At 63.0% G+C, this 14,999-nt stretch carries 15 protein-coding genes, 1 other RNA gene and 1 pseudogene; 9 read left to right on the top strand and 8 right to left on the bottom strand.

The window, feature by feature from the left end; translation table 11 throughout:
* Positions 1–2: 2 nt before the first annotated feature.
* The 7 genes and pseudogenes from R3F42_14070 to R3F42_14040 all read left to right on the top strand — a co-directional run bounded on the left by R3F42_14070 (position 3) and on the right by R3F42_14040 (position 4,841).
* Positions 3–824 (top strand): ATP-binding cassette domain-containing protein, encoded by an 822-nt coding sequence (locus tag R3F42_14070; GenBank protein ID MEZ5543144.1) that lies wholly within the window; start codon positions 3–5, stop codon positions 822–824.
* Positions 809–1,726 (top strand): MlaD family protein, encoded by a 918-nt coding sequence (locus tag R3F42_14065; GenBank protein ID MEZ5543143.1) that lies wholly within the window; start codon positions 809–811, stop codon positions 1,724–1,726. The genes R3F42_14070 and R3F42_14065 overlap by 16 nt, the downstream gene beginning before the upstream one ends.
* Positions 1,727–1,728: 2 nt before the next feature.
* Positions 1,729–2,340: an ABC-type transport auxiliary lipoprotein family protein gene (locus R3F42_14060; GenBank protein ID MEZ5543142.1), complete on the top strand. Its 612-nt coding sequence runs from the start codon at positions 1,729–1,731 to the stop codon at positions 2,338–2,340.
* Between the two features lie 12 nt (positions 2,341–2,352).
* Positions 2,353–3,072, top strand: coding sequence for an RNA methyltransferase (locus tag R3F42_14055; GenBank protein ID MEZ5543141.1), 720 nt, complete (start codon positions 2,353–2,355; stop codon positions 3,070–3,072).
* A gap of 75 nt (positions 3,073–3,147) precedes the next feature.
* Positions 3,148–3,959, top strand: a pseudogene (cysE, locus tag R3F42_14050) (serine O-acetyltransferase).
* Between the two features lie 55 nt (positions 3,960–4,014).
* On the top strand, positions 4,015–4,515 hold the full coding sequence (locus R3F42_14045; GenBank protein ID MEZ5543140.1) for a Fe-S cluster assembly transcription factor: 501 nt from the start codon (positions 4,015–4,017) through the stop codon (positions 4,513–4,515).
* A gap of 170 nt (positions 4,516–4,685) precedes the next feature.
* Positions 4,686–4,841: a hypothetical protein gene (locus R3F42_14040; GenBank protein MEZ5543139.1), complete on the top strand. Its 156-nt coding sequence runs from the start codon at positions 4,686–4,688 to the stop codon at positions 4,839–4,841.
* 79 nt (positions 4,842–4,920) lie between these two features.
* On the opposite strand, the gene R3F42_14035 is transcribed toward R3F42_14040, so the two are convergent.
* The 7 genes from R3F42_14035 to ssrA form a co-directional block, all read right to left on the bottom strand.
* The gene (locus R3F42_14035; GenBank protein MEZ5543138.1) at positions 4,921–5,544 is read right to left on the bottom strand and encodes a DUF938 domain-containing protein; all 624 of its coding nucleotides are present in this window, start codon (positions 5,542–5,544) and stop codon (positions 4,921–4,923) included.
* A gap of 71 nt (positions 5,545–5,615) precedes the next feature.
* Positions 5,616–6,035 (bottom strand): Hsp20/alpha crystallin family protein, encoded by a 420-nt coding sequence (locus tag R3F42_14030; protein MEZ5543137.1) that lies wholly within the window; start codon positions 6,033–6,035, stop codon positions 5,616–5,618.
* 154 nt (positions 6,036–6,189) lie between these two features.
* On the bottom strand, positions 6,190–7,977 hold the full coding sequence (feoB, locus tag R3F42_14025; protein ID MEZ5543136.1) for a ferrous iron transport protein B: 1,788 nt from the start codon (positions 7,975–7,977) through the stop codon (positions 6,190–6,192).
* Positions 7,974–8,201 (bottom strand): FeoA family protein, encoded by a 228-nt coding sequence (locus R3F42_14020; GenBank protein MEZ5543135.1) that lies wholly within the window; start codon positions 8,199–8,201, stop codon positions 7,974–7,976. The genes feoB and R3F42_14020 overlap by 4 nt, the downstream gene beginning before the upstream one ends.
* Positions 8,202–8,481: 280 nt before the next feature.
* A complete protein-coding gene (locus R3F42_14015) occupies positions 8,482–9,213 on the bottom strand; it encodes a VPLPA-CTERM sorting domain-containing protein (protein ID MEZ5543134.1) in 732 nt (243 codons plus the stop codon).
* 507 nt (positions 9,214–9,720) lie between these two features.
* Entirely contained in the window at positions 9,721–11,580 is a 1,860-nt protein-coding gene (locus tag R3F42_14010; GenBank protein ID MEZ5543133.1) for a hypothetical protein, read from the bottom strand.
* A gap of 948 nt (positions 11,581–12,528) precedes the next feature.
* Positions 12,529–12,903: a transfer-messenger RNA gene (ssrA, locus tag R3F42_14005) on the bottom strand.
* A 139-nt stretch (positions 12,904–13,042) separates the two neighbouring features.
* On the opposite strand from ssrA, the gene htpX reads away from it, so the two are divergent.
* A complete protein-coding gene (gene htpX, locus R3F42_14000; protein ID MEZ5543132.1) occupies positions 13,043–13,927 on the top strand; it encodes a protease HtpX in 885 nt (294 codons plus the stop codon).
* A gap of 55 nt (positions 13,928–13,982) precedes the next feature.
* On the opposite strand, the gene R3F42_13995 is transcribed toward htpX, so the two are convergent.
* Positions 13,983–14,186: a hypothetical protein gene (locus tag R3F42_13995; GenBank protein MEZ5543131.1), complete on the bottom strand. Its 204-nt coding sequence runs from the start codon at positions 14,184–14,186 to the stop codon at positions 13,983–13,985.
* A gap of 150 nt (positions 14,187–14,336) precedes the next feature.
* Between R3F42_13995 and R3F42_13990 the strand changes: the two genes are divergently transcribed.
* Entirely contained in the window at positions 14,337–14,996 is a 660-nt protein-coding gene (locus R3F42_13990; protein ID MEZ5543130.1) for an ABC transporter substrate-binding protein, read from the top strand.
* Positions 14,997–14,999: the final 3 nt, after the last annotated feature.

The following is a 14,999-nucleotide window of genomic DNA, read 5'->3' as shown; positions in this document are numbered from 1 at the left end:
GGATGACGTCCGGGACAGCCACGGTCGGGGACCAGCCGGCAGCGTCAGCGCGCGAGGTCATCATCAGTCTGCGCGGGGTGCGCACGGTGTTCGGCAACCGGGTCATTCATGACGGCATCGACCTCGATGTGTATCGTGGCGAGGTACTGGCGCTGGTCGGCGGCAGCGGCAGCGGCAAGAGCACGCTGATGCGCGAGATGATCATGCTGCAGGTGCCGGATGGCGGGTCCGTGCGCCTCTTCGATACCGAGCTGATCGGTATCCGCGAGGCCGCGGCCAACGCGCTGCGGCGGCGCCTCGGTGTGTTGTTTCAGCAGGGGGCCTTGTTCAGCGGTCTGACGGTGCTGCAGAACGTCGGTTTCCCCCTGCGTGAGCATACCCGTCTGGACGGGCGCATGATCGATGCCCTCGCGCGGGTCAAGCTGGCCCAGGCCGGACTGAAACCGGAAGCAGCCATGCTCTACCCGAACGAGCTCAGCGGCGGCATGATCAAGCGCGCCGCGCTGGCCAGGGCGATGGCGCTGGATCCGGAGATCCTGTTCCTGGACGAACCGACCTCGGGTCTGGACCCGACCAGTGCCGGCCAGTTCGACCAGCTCGTGCTCAAGCTCAAGGACATGCTCGGCCTGACCGTGCTGATGGTGACGCACGATCTCGATTCGCTGTGGGATGTGGCCGACCGGGTCGCCGTGCTGGGTGATGGTAAACTGCAGGGCGTCGATTCCATGGAGGCACTGTCCAGATCGACGCAGCCGCACATCAGGCAGTATTTCGAGGGGCCGCGGGCCCGCAGCGCAAGGGAGCGGAAATGGGAAAACGGCTGAACAATGCGCTGGTAGGCCTGTTCGTGATCCTGCTGGGTCTGGTCTGGATGGGTGTGACCCTATGGCTGGCGCTGGGCGATTACACCACGCATTACACCACCTACCGGGTCTATCTGGACGAATCGGTATCCGGCCTTTACCTCGACGCCCCGGTCAAGTATCGCGGCGTGGACGTCGGCAAGGTGACCGGTATCGGGCTGAATCCCGAGGTGCCCGACCAGGTACAGCTGACACTGGACGTGGTGTCGACCGCGCCGATTCGCGAGGATACGCAGGCGGAGCTGGCGGTGCAGGGGCTGACCGGCATCGCTTTCGTCGACCTCAAGGGCGGCAGCCTCGACTCGCCGGTGCTGGTGGCGAAGGAGGGCGAGGAATATCCGGTCATACGCTCGGCGCCGTCCTTTTTCGAGCGCCTGGACATGAGCGGTACCGAACTGATGGGCAACCTGAATATACTCATCAGCAACCTGGCGCGGCTGCTCGACGCCGAAGGCCGGCAGAATCTCCGGCAGGTCATCGCCAATATAGAAGCCGTGACCGGCACGCTCGTCGCGCGCAAGGCCGAACTCGGCCGCATGGTAGAGGACGGCGCCCGCACCCTGCACAGCAGCGCGGCGGCCGCCGCCCGGCTGGATCCCCTGCTCGCGCAGCTGGAACAAACGGCGCGCGCGGTAGCGGGTATGGCGGACAGGATAGCGGCTGTGAGCGAGCACCTCGATCGCTATGTCGCGGGCAGCGGCGTGCAGCAGTTCAGCCGGCAGACACTGCCGGAAGTGGGTTCGCTGGTCGGCGAGCTGCGTACCCTGACTGATACCCTGAAGGGTGTCAGCGAACAACTCGAGAACGACCCCCGTGCCCTGCTGTATGGTCGGGAGCTGGAGGCGCCGGGGCCGGGAGAATAGTTATGGTGTCGTCTAGGGGAAAATTGCTCTGCAGTCTTGTCATGGTGCTGCTGCTGGCGGCGTGCTCCATACTGCCTGAGCCGAAACCAGCGGCGCTGGACAAGTATCTGCTCGAATATACACCGGCTGCGATACGCACTCCCGCTGCCGGCGTGCCGGTGCTGCTGATCGCGCGGCCGCGGGCGCATGGCGCCTACGACACGACGCGGATAGCCTACATGCAGCAGGAGTTCGGCCTGCGCTATTACACGCGCAGCAGCTGGGCCGATACCCCGGCGCGCATGCTGGCCCCGCTGCTGGCGGAGGCGTTCAACGCCAGTGGACGCTATCAGGCGCTGTATGCCAGCCCCGGGCAGGTAACGGCCCAGCTGCGCCTCGATTCCGAGCTGCTGTCCTTTTATCAGGATTTCACCCGCCATCCTGCCGAAATGCACGTGACCCTGCGCGCCCAGCTGGTCGATCTCGATGCGCACCGCGTGGTCGCGACACAATTGTTCGACATCCGTGAGCCGTCGGCTTCCGAGGATGCCTATGGCGGGGTCCAGGCGGCCAACCGCGCGGTCACCCGCCTGCTCGAGGATTTGGTCGCATTCTGTCTCGGACAGTCCACCTGATGCCGGCGACCCATGCTAGATCGCATCCGCGTGGTATTGAGTCATACCAGCCATCCCGGGAATATCGGGGCGGTGGCGCGGGCCATGAAAACCATGGGCCTGACCCGGCTCTACCTCGTGCAGCCGAAGCTCTTCCCCCACGCAGAGGCCACGGCGCGGGCATCCGGCGCGGATGACGTGCTTGCCGCCGCGCAGGTTTGCGCCAGCCTGGCGGAAGCAACGCAGGAGTGTGTTCTGGTACTCGGTGCCAGCGCCAGGACGCGCAGTCTGCCCTGTCCGGTGCTGAGTCCCGCTGAATGTGCCCGGCGTGCCTGTGCGGAGAGCGCGCACAGTGAGGTGGCCGTGGTGTTCGGCTGCGAGCAGTCGGGGTTGAGCAACGCCGAGATCGATCGTTGCCAGTACCTGGTGCGGATACCGACCAACCCGGACTTTGCCTCACTGAATCTGGCGGCGGCCGTGCAGATCATCGCCTATGAAATACTGGTGGCGCAGGGCCCGGCAGCGGCCGACGCGCCGGAACAGCTGCCCGTCAGTGCCGGGGAGATGGAGCGGTTTTACACGCACTTGGAGGAGACGCTGCTCGAGCTGGCCTTTCTCGATCCCGACAACCCGCGCCAGCTCATGCGCCGGCTGCGGCGGCTGTACAGCCGCGTCAGGCCGGACGAGAACGAGATCAACATCCTGCGCGGTATCCTGGCAGCCGCGCAGCAGGCCGTCAGACGGGGCCGCTAGCGGCGGTATCGCTGTCCCCGCGAGTGGGTCTGTCATACACTGTGGGATGCAGGTATCCCGAACTGACAGAAGCGTATGTTTGACAGAATCCGAGAAGATATCCGTTGCGTATTCGACCGTGACCCGGCGGCACGCAATACCTTCGAAATCCTGACTACATATCCGGGTATTCATGCGGTGCTGATGCACCGCTGGAGTCACTGGCTCTGGACGCACGGCCTGAAATGGCTGGCGCGGGTGTTTTCCAACATCGCGCGCTGGTACACGGGGATCGAGATCCACCCGGGGGCGGTGATCGGCCGACGCTTCTTCATTGACCACGGCATGGGTGTGGTCATCGGGAAACCACCGAAATCGGCGACGACTGCACGCTCTATCACGGTGTCACGCTGGGCGGCACCAGCTGGGACAAGGGCAAGCGCCATCCGACCCTGCGCAACAATGTCGTCATCGGTGCCGGCGCCAAGGTGCTCGGGCCGATCACCATCGAGGACGGCGTTCGCATCGGTTCGAACGCCGTGGTATTGAAAGGCGTGACGGCGGGCATGACGGTGGTCGGTGTGCCGGGGCGGCTGGTGAGGCCGCACCCCGAGCCGGACGAAAAGCGCCAGGCCATTGCCAGGAAGATGGGTTTCGATGCCTACGGCACCACGAGTGATATGCCGGATCCGGTCGCGACCGCGGTCAACGGTATCCTCGATCACATTCATGCCATGGACCAGCGTCTGGAAGAGATGTGCCGGGGACTCAAGGAACTCGGCGCGGAGATCGGCGATATCAAACTGCCGGACCTCGGCCCGTGCGCGCTCAAGCATGTGGACGAGGAGGAAATCGATACGGCATTCGACCTGCACGAACCGCATGGCAAGTCTTCTTCCGAATCTTGACGCGGCGGCGGGCTTGTGACACTTTCGACGCTGATGGCGGCGCGGGAACAACGGCATGAAATTGACCAGTAAGGGACGCTACGCAGTTACCGCTATCCTCGATCTTGCATTCCACGAGCAGGCGGGTCCGGTCAGCCTGTCGCATATCTCGCAGCGCCAGGATATCTCGTTGTCCTATCTGGAACAGCTGTTCACGCGCCTGCGCAAGAACGACCTCGTCAAAAGTACGCGCGGCCCCGGTGGTGGCTATTCGCTCAACCACCCGCCACGGCGTATCGCGGTGGCCGAAGTGATCGCCGCAGTCGACGAGCCGATTGATACCACCCGCTGCAGCGGTGCTGGTAACTGCCAGGACGGGGAGCAGTGCCTGACGCACGATCTCTGGACGGACCTCGGCCGGCGCATCCACGCCTTTCTCGGCGAGATCACGCTGCAGGATCTCCTGGACGAGGAGGGGATCAGGCGTGTTGCGGCGCGACAGGATTCACGCACGCAGCTCGACGAAGTCTTGCCGCCGGCCACGGCCCGCAACCGCGGCCATCTGCCGCAGGAATGATGCAGCGCGCGGGTGGCAATCGCCCGCTGTCCGCGCTGTAACCCGCCATGCCGTGTTTTCTGCCTGAATTGCGATACCGCTCACACCCGTAACAGGTGCGCGTCACGGATATTTGGCCGGCGCTGCCGATAAGCTAGCAACAGTGGTTGGGATGTTGCAGGAGCGAAGGCATGAACAGGATATTAGGCGTTGCTGTCGTGATCTATCTACTGGGCGATCCCGGGCTGTCCCTCATCGAAGGGTTGCATCTGACCAAGGAGTACGTGGTGGCCATCGCCCTGGCACTGGTAACGATCCCCTGGGTGACTTCACAATTCGATAATTGACCTCACTATCTGGCGGCCCCGACACCGTCATTTGTGAAGTTTCCCGCTGCCGGCCCTGGTGCGAACCAGGGCCGGTTTTTTATAGCTGCCGTGCGGCTGTCTCCTGCATCCTGCCGGTCTTGCGCCAGACCAGCAGGCGGTTGTTGACCGGCATCTCGTGATCATCCGCTAAATGCATGCCGTGGCGCCGCGCCAGGGCATCGAGATCCTCGAAATTCCTGATGCCGCTGGCCGGGTCGCGTGTTTTCAGCCAGTCATCGAAGCGCGCATTGCTCGCGCTGGTGTAGGCGTTGCCGTAATTGAACGGACCGTACAGGCAGAACACGCCGGCCTGCTCCAGCAGACCGCCGATGCCGGCAAACATGGCGCAGACTGCCGGCCAGTGCATGATGTGGGTGGTATTGGCGCTGAATACGCCATCGTACGCCTGGAGTGGCCACGGCCCGGTCGTGACGTCGAGCGCCAGGGGCGGTGCGAGGTTGGCCAGCGGGTTGTCCGCGATCCAGGCGTTGATGCTCGGGTGGCTGGCGCTCAGGTCGCTCGGCTGCCACTGCAGGTGTGGCAGGTGGCGGGCGAAATGGACGGCATGCTGGCCTGTTCCGCTGCCGATTTCGAGCACCCGGCGCGTACTGCCGAACGCACCGCGCAGGACGGCGAGGATGGGCGCCTTGTTCTGCTCGCAGGCCTCGGAGAACTGCTTCATGCGATCGCGCAACCGCCAGCTGCGTGCGCGGCCGCGTATCGTCCCGCGACCGCGCACACCCCGGCAGCGTGTTAGCTTACACTGATCCTGCGGGCCTGCAGCTGTGCCTGCTTCGGAATCTCGATCTGCAGGACGCCGTCCTTCACCGTGGCGCTGATGCTCGCACTGTCCACGCTGTCAGGCAGGGTAAAGCGGCGCAGGAACCCCCCATGCCGGCGTTCGCGATGGCGCCAGCCGCCGGCAGCGTCGGCGGACGGCCGCTGGCGTTCGCCCTTGACGGTGAGCACACCGTCCTCGAGGGAAATATCGATGTCCGTGCGTGCCACGCCGGGTATGTCCGCAAACAGAACGAAGCGGTTGTCCTCTTCGCGTATGTCCACCGTCGGTACCCAGCCGCGCGCTTCCTTGGCGCGGTCGCCGGCGAGAAAGTTGCTGAAATCCCTGTTAAAACGACCAATCATCCTGATCGGTTCGTAGCGTACCAGCGTCATGGCAGTGCCTCCTGTAGGGTGTGTCGTATGACCATACCACCCAGATGAGGGTGCGACGGGGTATTACAAGGCCGGGCAGAGCGGGTCCGGCACCTGCCGCAGCATACTGCGTGCGCCAGCTCAGCCGCGACCGTGCGGGCTCGTGCACCAGGTTCTAGTAACCCAGTGCGCGCGCACCCTGGTAGAAGGCGAAGGACACGAACCAGGCGAGCGCCAGCGACCAGGCCAGGCTGATGCCGGTAAAGCGCCAGCTGCGCGATTCGCTCAGTTGCGTGGCCAGCGTCGACAGGCAGGGGGTGTACAACAGCACGAACAGCATGAAACTGACCGCCTGTACCAGATCCATCTGGGTGGCCAGGTAGCCGTTGAGGGCGGTCCCTTCCAGTCCGGTCATGGCGACCATCGCACCGATCACGATCTCCTTGGCCACGAATCCGAACAGCAGGACGACCGACATGGCGGCGCCGATGCCGATTGGATCGAGTACCGGTTTCAGCCAGCTGCCCAACATGCCAGCCCAGGTGTCGGCACCGCCGGGTGTGGCGCCGGCCGGATAATGTGTCAGCAGCCAGACCAGTACCACGCCGCTGATGATGAACGTGCTGGCGCGCCGCAGGAAGTGAGAGATTTCGTGCCAGCCACGCAGCAGTACCTGTTTCAGCAGGGGCGCCCGGTACGGCGGCAGTTCGAGCACGAATGGCTCGTCGCTCTTGAGACGCCTGCCGAACACCGCGGCCGTCACGAACGCGGCAGCGAAGCTGGCCAGGTACAGGAAGAACAGCACCACCGGTGCCTGGTGCGGTGCGAACAGGGCGGTGGTGATGAAGACGAAGACCTGCAGGCGCGCCGAGCACAGCGAGAACGGTATCACCAGCATGGTCAGCCAGCGCAGACCGCGGCTGCGCATCACGCGCGTGCCCATCAGCGCCGGCACATTGCAGCCAAAACCCATCAGCAGCATGACGAATCCCCTGCCATCCAGGCCCATGCGTGCCATCAGGGAGTCAGTGAGAAAGGCCGCGCGTGCCAGGTAACCGCTGTCCTCGACGACGGCCATCATGAAGAAGAACAGGATAATCACGGGTACGAACGACGCCACGGTGCCGATACCGTCATAGAGGCCGTCGATCAGGAAGCCATACAGCGCCGCCGGCAGGATGCCCTGCAACGGCAGCAAGGCGCTGATCTTGATCTGTTCGAGCACGTAAGCCACCGCATCCTGCAGCGGGCTGCCCAGCGTATATACGGCCTGGAAGACCAGGAACATTACGGCGAAAAACAGTGGCAGGCCGAACACCGGATGCAGCAGGACCCGGTCGATGCGTTCCGTGACTCGGCGCACCAGTTTGCCGGGCGCGGACACGTAGCGGCTGATCAGCGCATCCGAGCGCTGGACGATTTCATCATCGGCGTGCAGGTGGTTGCGCATGTCGGCAAGCGGCGTTGGCCGTGCCGATCCGAGGCAGTTTGTAAGCGTTTCGCGTACCGCGTTGAAGCCGGTGCCGTGGCGTGCGCTCATGACGTGCACCGGGCACTGCAGGTCTGTGGCGAGCGCCGCGGCATCGATCCGGATGCCGAGCTGGTCGGCTTCGTCGATCATGTTGAGCAGTATCACCGGCTGGATGCCGAGCTTGCCGATCTGCAGCGCCAGAGGCAGCTGGTGGTCGAGCTGGCTGGCATTCAGGATGACACCGATCAGATCGACCGGGTTGTTCTCCAGGAAGTTGCGGACGATCTGTTCGTCCTCGGAGAATCCGTGCAGGTCGTAGATGCCGGGCAGGTCGACCACCTCGACGGCCTCGCCCCCCAGCACAATGCGCGCGCTCAGCAGGTCGATGGTGACGCCGGGCCAGTTGCCGACACGGGAGGAGGAGCCGGTGATGCGATTGAAAAACGTCGATTTGCCCGTATTGGGCATGCCGACAATGGCAAAGCGTTTCACCGGACGGCAGTGATGGCAACGCACGCCGCGTCACGGCGGCGCATGATCAGGTGGACGCTTCCTACACGGATCTGCATGGGACCGAGCCTGGGGCTGCGGATGACTTCAGCCTCGCGCCCGGTGCGAAGTCCCATCGACTGCAGGCGCTGACGCACGCTGTCCGGGGCGTGGATCCCGGTGATATAGGCCCGTTCGCCGATGCCGAGATGGGATAGATTAATCATGTCATTCAGTAACATACAGAGATATTCTCAAAGATTCGTAAGTGAGAATGGTTCTCATTATTACTCCGATTCGGCTGCCGGTCAAGGCCATGATGCGCCTTGGCCAGGTTGCGTGATTTGATATGGATCAGGAATTGGTAATTTACTTAAATTGCGATAGGCCATCGGACCGCTCCGGCCGGACTGCAGCCGGATGCGGCTGCAGTCCGGTATGCCCGGGCAGGGGGGCGTGTTCCGACGCCGCCCACCCGATCCCAGGCGGCAGCGCACGGACGGGGGTTCAGACGTGCGCGCGGCAGGCAGTACCGGACTGCCGGCGTCTGGCGCAAGCGGCCAGCCCCAGCATGCCGGAGCCAAAGAGCCAGAACGCCGGCGGCAGCGGGACGGTGCTGATCTGGCCGGAGTACAGCAGGCCAAACGGATTGTCGTGGTTCGTCGTGCCGCTACCGACCTGGAAGGTGGTGAATAGCAGATAGAATTCGCCGGTGCCGGCGAGGGCGATGTCGGCCGGTGTGAACACGTATTCGATTCGGGCGCCTTCGCCGGGCTCGCAGCCGATCGGGCCGTTCGTGCAGTAGTGGTCCTGCGTGAAGTTGGGGGCGAACAGGGTAGTGAGCTGGGCGCCGGTGAATTCCCCGGAACCATCATCGTATCGCAGCGCGATGTCGGCCGTATCGTCCGCCCAGACGTTCAGGATCAGGCGAGCGCCGGCAGTGACGCCGGTAATCGACTCGCGAATCTGCATGACGCTATTGGTCACGTCGCCGCCGGGCGCTACTGCGAGGGTCGAGCCGAGATAGCCGGTGTCCGCATACGAGATCCACTGGGCGCCGTTCCCCATCGGGTTGTTCGGTTGCCAGCCGGGATGCAGGGTCACGTTTTGGGCGGTGCAATTCGGGCCTGCGCCGGGCAGCAGTGGGGAAAAGCATGCCTCGTCCCCGTCGCCGGATATGAGCGCGGCGTTTGCAGGTGACAGTCCCGCCAGGAGAATGCAGCCGAGTAATGTTGCCACGAGTGATCGGTATTCCATTGTTGTTCTCTGCGTTGTTATTGTTGGGGCGCCGGTGGCGCTGTCCGCGGACCGTTTCGCTGTGACCCTGCCGGGGCGTGGCGAACGTTCTGCAGCGTTCCGGCTGACACGTGCAGGGATGCTGCACCATGCAATGTCGGGCCGGCCGGTTAGGTCAACCGTGTGCTGCCGAAGTGAGGGTTGGCGACACACGAGCCGGAATACCGGGTACGATTTCTTTATACCTCCCGGGTGTCGGGCTGCACATTGTACGGAGGTGCAGGGATGTGGTTGCCGGGGCTCACGTCGACGCGCCGGCCGGGCATCGCAAGGTAAGACGGAATTCACATGCGCTGATGCCCGCGGCCGCGGTGGCGTGGCAGGTTGTCACGGGTGTGGCCGAATAGCCGGAGACGAATGTCACATATGCTGAAGACGCCAGGGGGCAGACTCGATCGACTCGTCAACACCGGTACGAATCAAGGGAATCTGCCCCCATTCATGCTGTATTCAGAACGGACCGGGAATTTCCGGGCGGCTGAACTCGGTATATCTTGTGATAGCACTTGGTCCGGTCACGACATCGTATGACTCCGCCGCAAAACCGGCATCCACGCTGCCGGGGATGGGGCGAACGGAGAAATAGTCTCCGAAGCGGGTGCGTGCGGTATCGCCGACACCGTCCCCATCCGTATCGACCAGGAACGATTGCGTCGCGGTGGTGGCGGTCACGGTGTACACGATGAAATCGTCCTTGTAGCCGACCGCGAACTGCGGGTAACCGATCGTGCCGCCGCCGACGGCGAGTCCGAGGCCGATCTCCATGCCCTGGGTTCCGAGTGCAGCCATACCGAAGGCATAATCGGTATTCCAGATATCGTATTCATCTGATGCGAAGACGAAGGGGAAACCCAGGATCGGCACGGTATCCGGTGTAACCGTTTCGAGCCGGACGTAGGGCCGCGGCCTGCCTGCGCCATTGATGCCGCCATCGAAGGCGAAGATATATTTCCCGTCGCGCCAGGTGGCCCCGGTGATGTTCCCCGGGAAGGATGCCGCGTACCAATCGATACCGTCGGGCGCCGTCTCGGTGTAGCTGGTGGTGATCGAACTTATACCCGTGGTCCAGGCAGAGGCAGATCCGGCGCTGTCTTCCCAGGTATAGACCCGTAGACTGCTTGTGTTGTCGAGTCCGGCAAGCACCATGCGATCCGGGGCCCCTTGCACGAAATGGGACTTGTTCAGGCCGTTGCCGGGGTATTCATTATAGTTGTAGTTCACCTCGGTCGACGCCGGATCTGCCATCTGCGCCAGATTCAGCCTGGCGACGATGCGTCGATCAGCGTAGATGGAGCGTGGTGCATTGGGCCAGCCGCGGTCGACGCCGACGTACAGAAATTGCCCGGAGTACGCCAGGTCAGGATAGTCGAGATGTTCGTTGGCAGCCGTCCCCAGGCCGGAGGAAACGCCTGGCACGGCCGTCGCCGTGAGATCGCCGAACCTCCAGGCGTTGAAGAAATCCGTCGCGATCGCTTCCGGTGTCGCCCAGGCGATGCGCAGACGGCTCGATTGCGTGATCGTCGTGGTCTGCGTACCGTCAGGATTCGTCGTGGTCACGGAGACTGGCCAGTACTGCAGCAGCCAGACGAATAGGTTGTACTGTGGCACGTAGATGACGATCTGGTCGCAGCACAGGCCGCCATCGCTTTGCGGGAAGAACGTGGTTCTCCACGGTTGCCCGGCAACCGGGATGAACAGGTTGACGTCCGTAAAGCTGGCACCGCCATCGAGCGAGTAACTGATACCGGTATTGAACGTTGCCAGCACCACACCGTTCACGCTGCCGATACCATCGGCACTGCGCGCAGCGTTGGGGTCCGGCGGGATACCCGCATTCCTGCTGCTCGAATTGCTGTTCTGGTCGATGTCCACCAGGGCGCCACCCGCTGGCGCCGCTGCGGCGGGGGTGGACGTGGGGGTGGGCTGGAACAGCTGGCGGAACGGTCCGGGCGGGATCAGGATTGGCGACTCATCGTTGAATTCCTCCGCCTGATCGATCTCGGGCGGTTGCGGATAGTCTGCATCTGCCGGAGTAAGCACGCTCATGGTCCCGTCCTTGCCCGGGAAGATATCGCCATTGCCAGCTCTGCGAGGAGCAACAAATCCCTTGACCGTGAACTGGCAAACACGTGACAGACTGCTGTAGTGGCCGTGTACTATGACGCGATACTTACCCTGCAGTTGGCCATCGATATCCTTGACCTGTGCATTGACGAGTTTGAGTTCCTCCGTGCTGACGTCCCCGAGCGCCACCTCCGCGGCCGGATCCTTCGTGACGGCGTTGGCCACCTTGACCTCGGTTACGACCACGTCATGCAATGGGCCCGCAGATTTATTTTCGATTGGAATTACCAGCCCGATGGTTCCGTCTTCCCAGACCGAACTTGCGATTCCCGTAGGAGGTATCTCGAATATCGAATTGTCTTCGTCGCTTTTACACAGGTCATGATGCGGACCCGTTGCATGTCCGTGATCATCATAGCGGTGCCGACGCTGATCGTGCTCGCTCGTATTGCGGTCATCGTGGTTGTGGGCGGAATCCCGGCGGGATGAATGTTCAGAGTCTTGTGCGTGCCACGATTCGGAAAACCGCTTATCCCCGAGTGCGGGTGCGGCAGCGCAGACCAGCAGCAGTAACCAGGCCAGCGGATTTGACCACCGTATGCGTTTCATTCAGGTACCCTCCATGCAGGACCAGGTGCTATGACGCACCGGTGACACGAGGCGAATAGCGGCTGCTTCTGTTAAGTCTTTATATTCGGTATAAAAATGTTACGGACCGGTCACAATTGCCTGGCTATTACCCAGCCGCGCTCTGCACGCGCTGGCTGGCTGGCGGGGAGAGGTGATTCGGTTTGCCGCTGTGTGGGAGTCCTTGAATGCGCACCCGCTTCGCCCTGGAGGACGCTTGCCAACCGCAGGGATCAGCCGCAGTTGGAGGATTTCCTTGGCGTCTGAGGGTCCGTCCGCATGCCGCCAACTCAGGATTAGACCGGACTCAGAGATGAATATTCCTGCGCAATCTAGGGCATGGTTGTTTTTTGAGCGTTGCGCCCCGGGAACGACTGACTGGTGTATCTTTTCGGTACGCACTGTCCGGTTTGATTTAAGGCGGGGAGCCGCTCCCGGCCATCCCTGGCCTGCGCGGCACCTGCAGATCCCTGTGCACTGGAAACTCACCCGCTACGCGGGTCCGCTTTCCGGTTGCTTCGCGCATTAACGAAAAAGCCACCCGCAGGGGGTGGCATTTTCGTTTAATGGTGGAGGCGGCGGGAATCGAACCCGCGTCCGCAAGTCCTCTGCCATCGGCTCTACATGCTTATCCCGGTCTATTAATTTAACTGGCTGCTACCCGACGGGCAGGGAAGACAACCAGCGATTCCGGTAAGGTTTTAACGACTCGGCCCCGGACGTGCGTTGTCGCGATCTTGTGAGAGTCGACGCCTGAGTGCCCCGAGGGGCGCCGGACGCACAAGCACGGCTCCGGTCAGACGGCACCCTACTGGGTTTTAAGCAGCGAGTGCGTAGTTGTCGTCGTTGGCAACTATAAGTTTGCAGCTGGATTAACGAGGTCCTCTGCGCCTCGGCATGCACCTCAGGTTTCGCAACCCACGTCGAAGCCAGGTCGCCCCCTAAAGCTGATGCTAAGATAGCACACTCGGCGAAAAGTTCCGCCCTTGAAATACGACTGGACTTCCCATATCTGGCTGCTGAGGCGGGAATTATTCCCGGCCCGGACTGTCTATCCGGACACACAGCGAGGTGACCGACCATGATGCGCATATTTCTGTTCCTGGCGACCAATGCCGCGATACTCGTGGTGGTTAGCGTGGTTTTCCAGCTCCTGGGCCTGGAAGGTGTGCTGGCGCAGAACGGCGTGGATCTCAACCTGCAGGCCCTGCTGGTGATGTCCGCGGTGATCGGCTTCACCGGCTCCTTCATCTCGCTGGCGATGTCCAAATTCCTGGCCAAGCGCTCCATGGGTGTGCAGGTCATCGAGCAGCCGTCCAACAGGACGGAACAATGGCTGGTCGATACCGTCCGGCGCCAGGCGCAGCAGGCGGGGATCGGCATGCCGGAGGTGGGCATCTTCAATGCGCCCGAGCCGAACGCCTTCGCGACCGGCATGAACCGCAACAGCGCGCTGGTGGCGGTGAGTACCGGCCTGCTCGCCAGCATGGACGCCGACGAGGTCGAGGCGGTGCTGGGTCATGAGATCAGCCACGTCAGTAACGGCGACATGGTGACCATGGGGCTGCTGCAGGGCGTCGTCAATACCTTCGTGATCTTCCTGTCGCGTACGGTCGGCCACGTGGTAGACCGCGTGGTGTTCAAGACCGAGCGGGGATACGGGCCGGCCTACTACATCACCTCGATCGTGGCCCAGATCTTCCTTTCGATCCTGGCATCGATGATCGTCATGTGGTTCTCGCGCCGGCGCGAGTTCCGGGCGGATGCGGGCGGCGCGACGCTGGCCGGCCGGCAGAAGATGATCGGCGCGCTGCAGGCGCTGCAGCGCGCGCAACAGCCGCATGACCTGCCCGGCGAATTCGCAGCCTTCGGTATTGCCGGCGGCATGAAAGCCGGCCTGAGCCGCCTGTTCCTGAGTCATCCGCCGCTGGAGGAGCGCATCGCCGCGTTGCGGGAGGGCAGCTAGCGCGTCCGGTAACTGCTGCCTGCGCCGCGGGTCGTCTTGGCCGGCGGCGGTGCGCTCAGGTGTTACGTTCCCGCAGTACCGGTTCGTCCGGGAACAGCAGCCGCAGGTCGGCGTGGGTGAGCGCCTCGCCCTTTTCCTCGAACCGCTGCCAGATGCGTTCCCAGCGCGTGTCGTCAAAATAAAAGCCTGCCGGCAGGATGCAGACCGGCTCGCGGCGATGGTCGGTGATGACCCGGGGTTCTTTCAGTTTTCCTTTCATTTACAGTTATTTGAAGCGGCGTTGGACTTTGGTCGAGGTTGCCCGCGACGTTCGGCCTGATAAGATTCAGTATACCGTAACACCCCCGCGCCGTGCGGGGCGGGCCGCAGTCCTGCTGTGCACCGGCTTTGCAACAAGAAGAACACTGTCATGAGAAGACTGAAACCGCAGTTGTTGTATCCCGTAATCCTGTGCTGGACGCTGCAGGCGTCCGCCATCGCGCTGGCTACCGGACCCGGTCCGGCAGAGATGCTGCAGGATGTCACCAATGTGCTCCTCGCCGAGATTCGCAAGGATCCGGATCAGTTGCGGGACGTCAGGCGGGTGCGTGCCCTGACGGATCGCTATATCCTGCCGCACATCGATTTCCAGGCCGCCGCCCAGTGGGTGCTCGGCAAATACTGGCGCAGTGCCAGCGACACGCAGCGCGCGCGTTTCGTCGGCGAATTCCGCCAACTGTTACTCAATACCTACGTGCGCTCCATCAGCGACTATCGGGAAAACAAGGTCACCATCGGACCGGCGCGCGGTACCCTGGCTTCGGGCCGGGCTGAGGTCGACGCCGAGATCGAACGGCCGGGCGGCCCGCCGGTGCGACTCGGCTTCCGCATGCACAGGCCGGGCGAGGACTGGCTGGTCTACGACATCTCGGTCGAAGGCGTGAGCCTGGTCGCGACCCATCGTTCGAGTTTCGCCCGCGAGATCCATGACAAGGGTCTGGACAGCCTGCTGGAGCACATCGCCAGCATGAACGGCTCCGGACAGACGGGCAACATCACCGGAGATGCCGGCGGCGCCACGGCGCCCTGAGCC

This window comes from Pseudomonadota bacterium (genome assembly GCA_041395565.1).
In the GTDB taxonomy this organism is placed as follows: domain Bacteria; phylum Pseudomonadota; class Gammaproteobacteria; order UBA9214; family UBA9214; genus UBA9214.
This window is presented reverse-complemented; position numbering and strand designations above follow the sequence as displayed.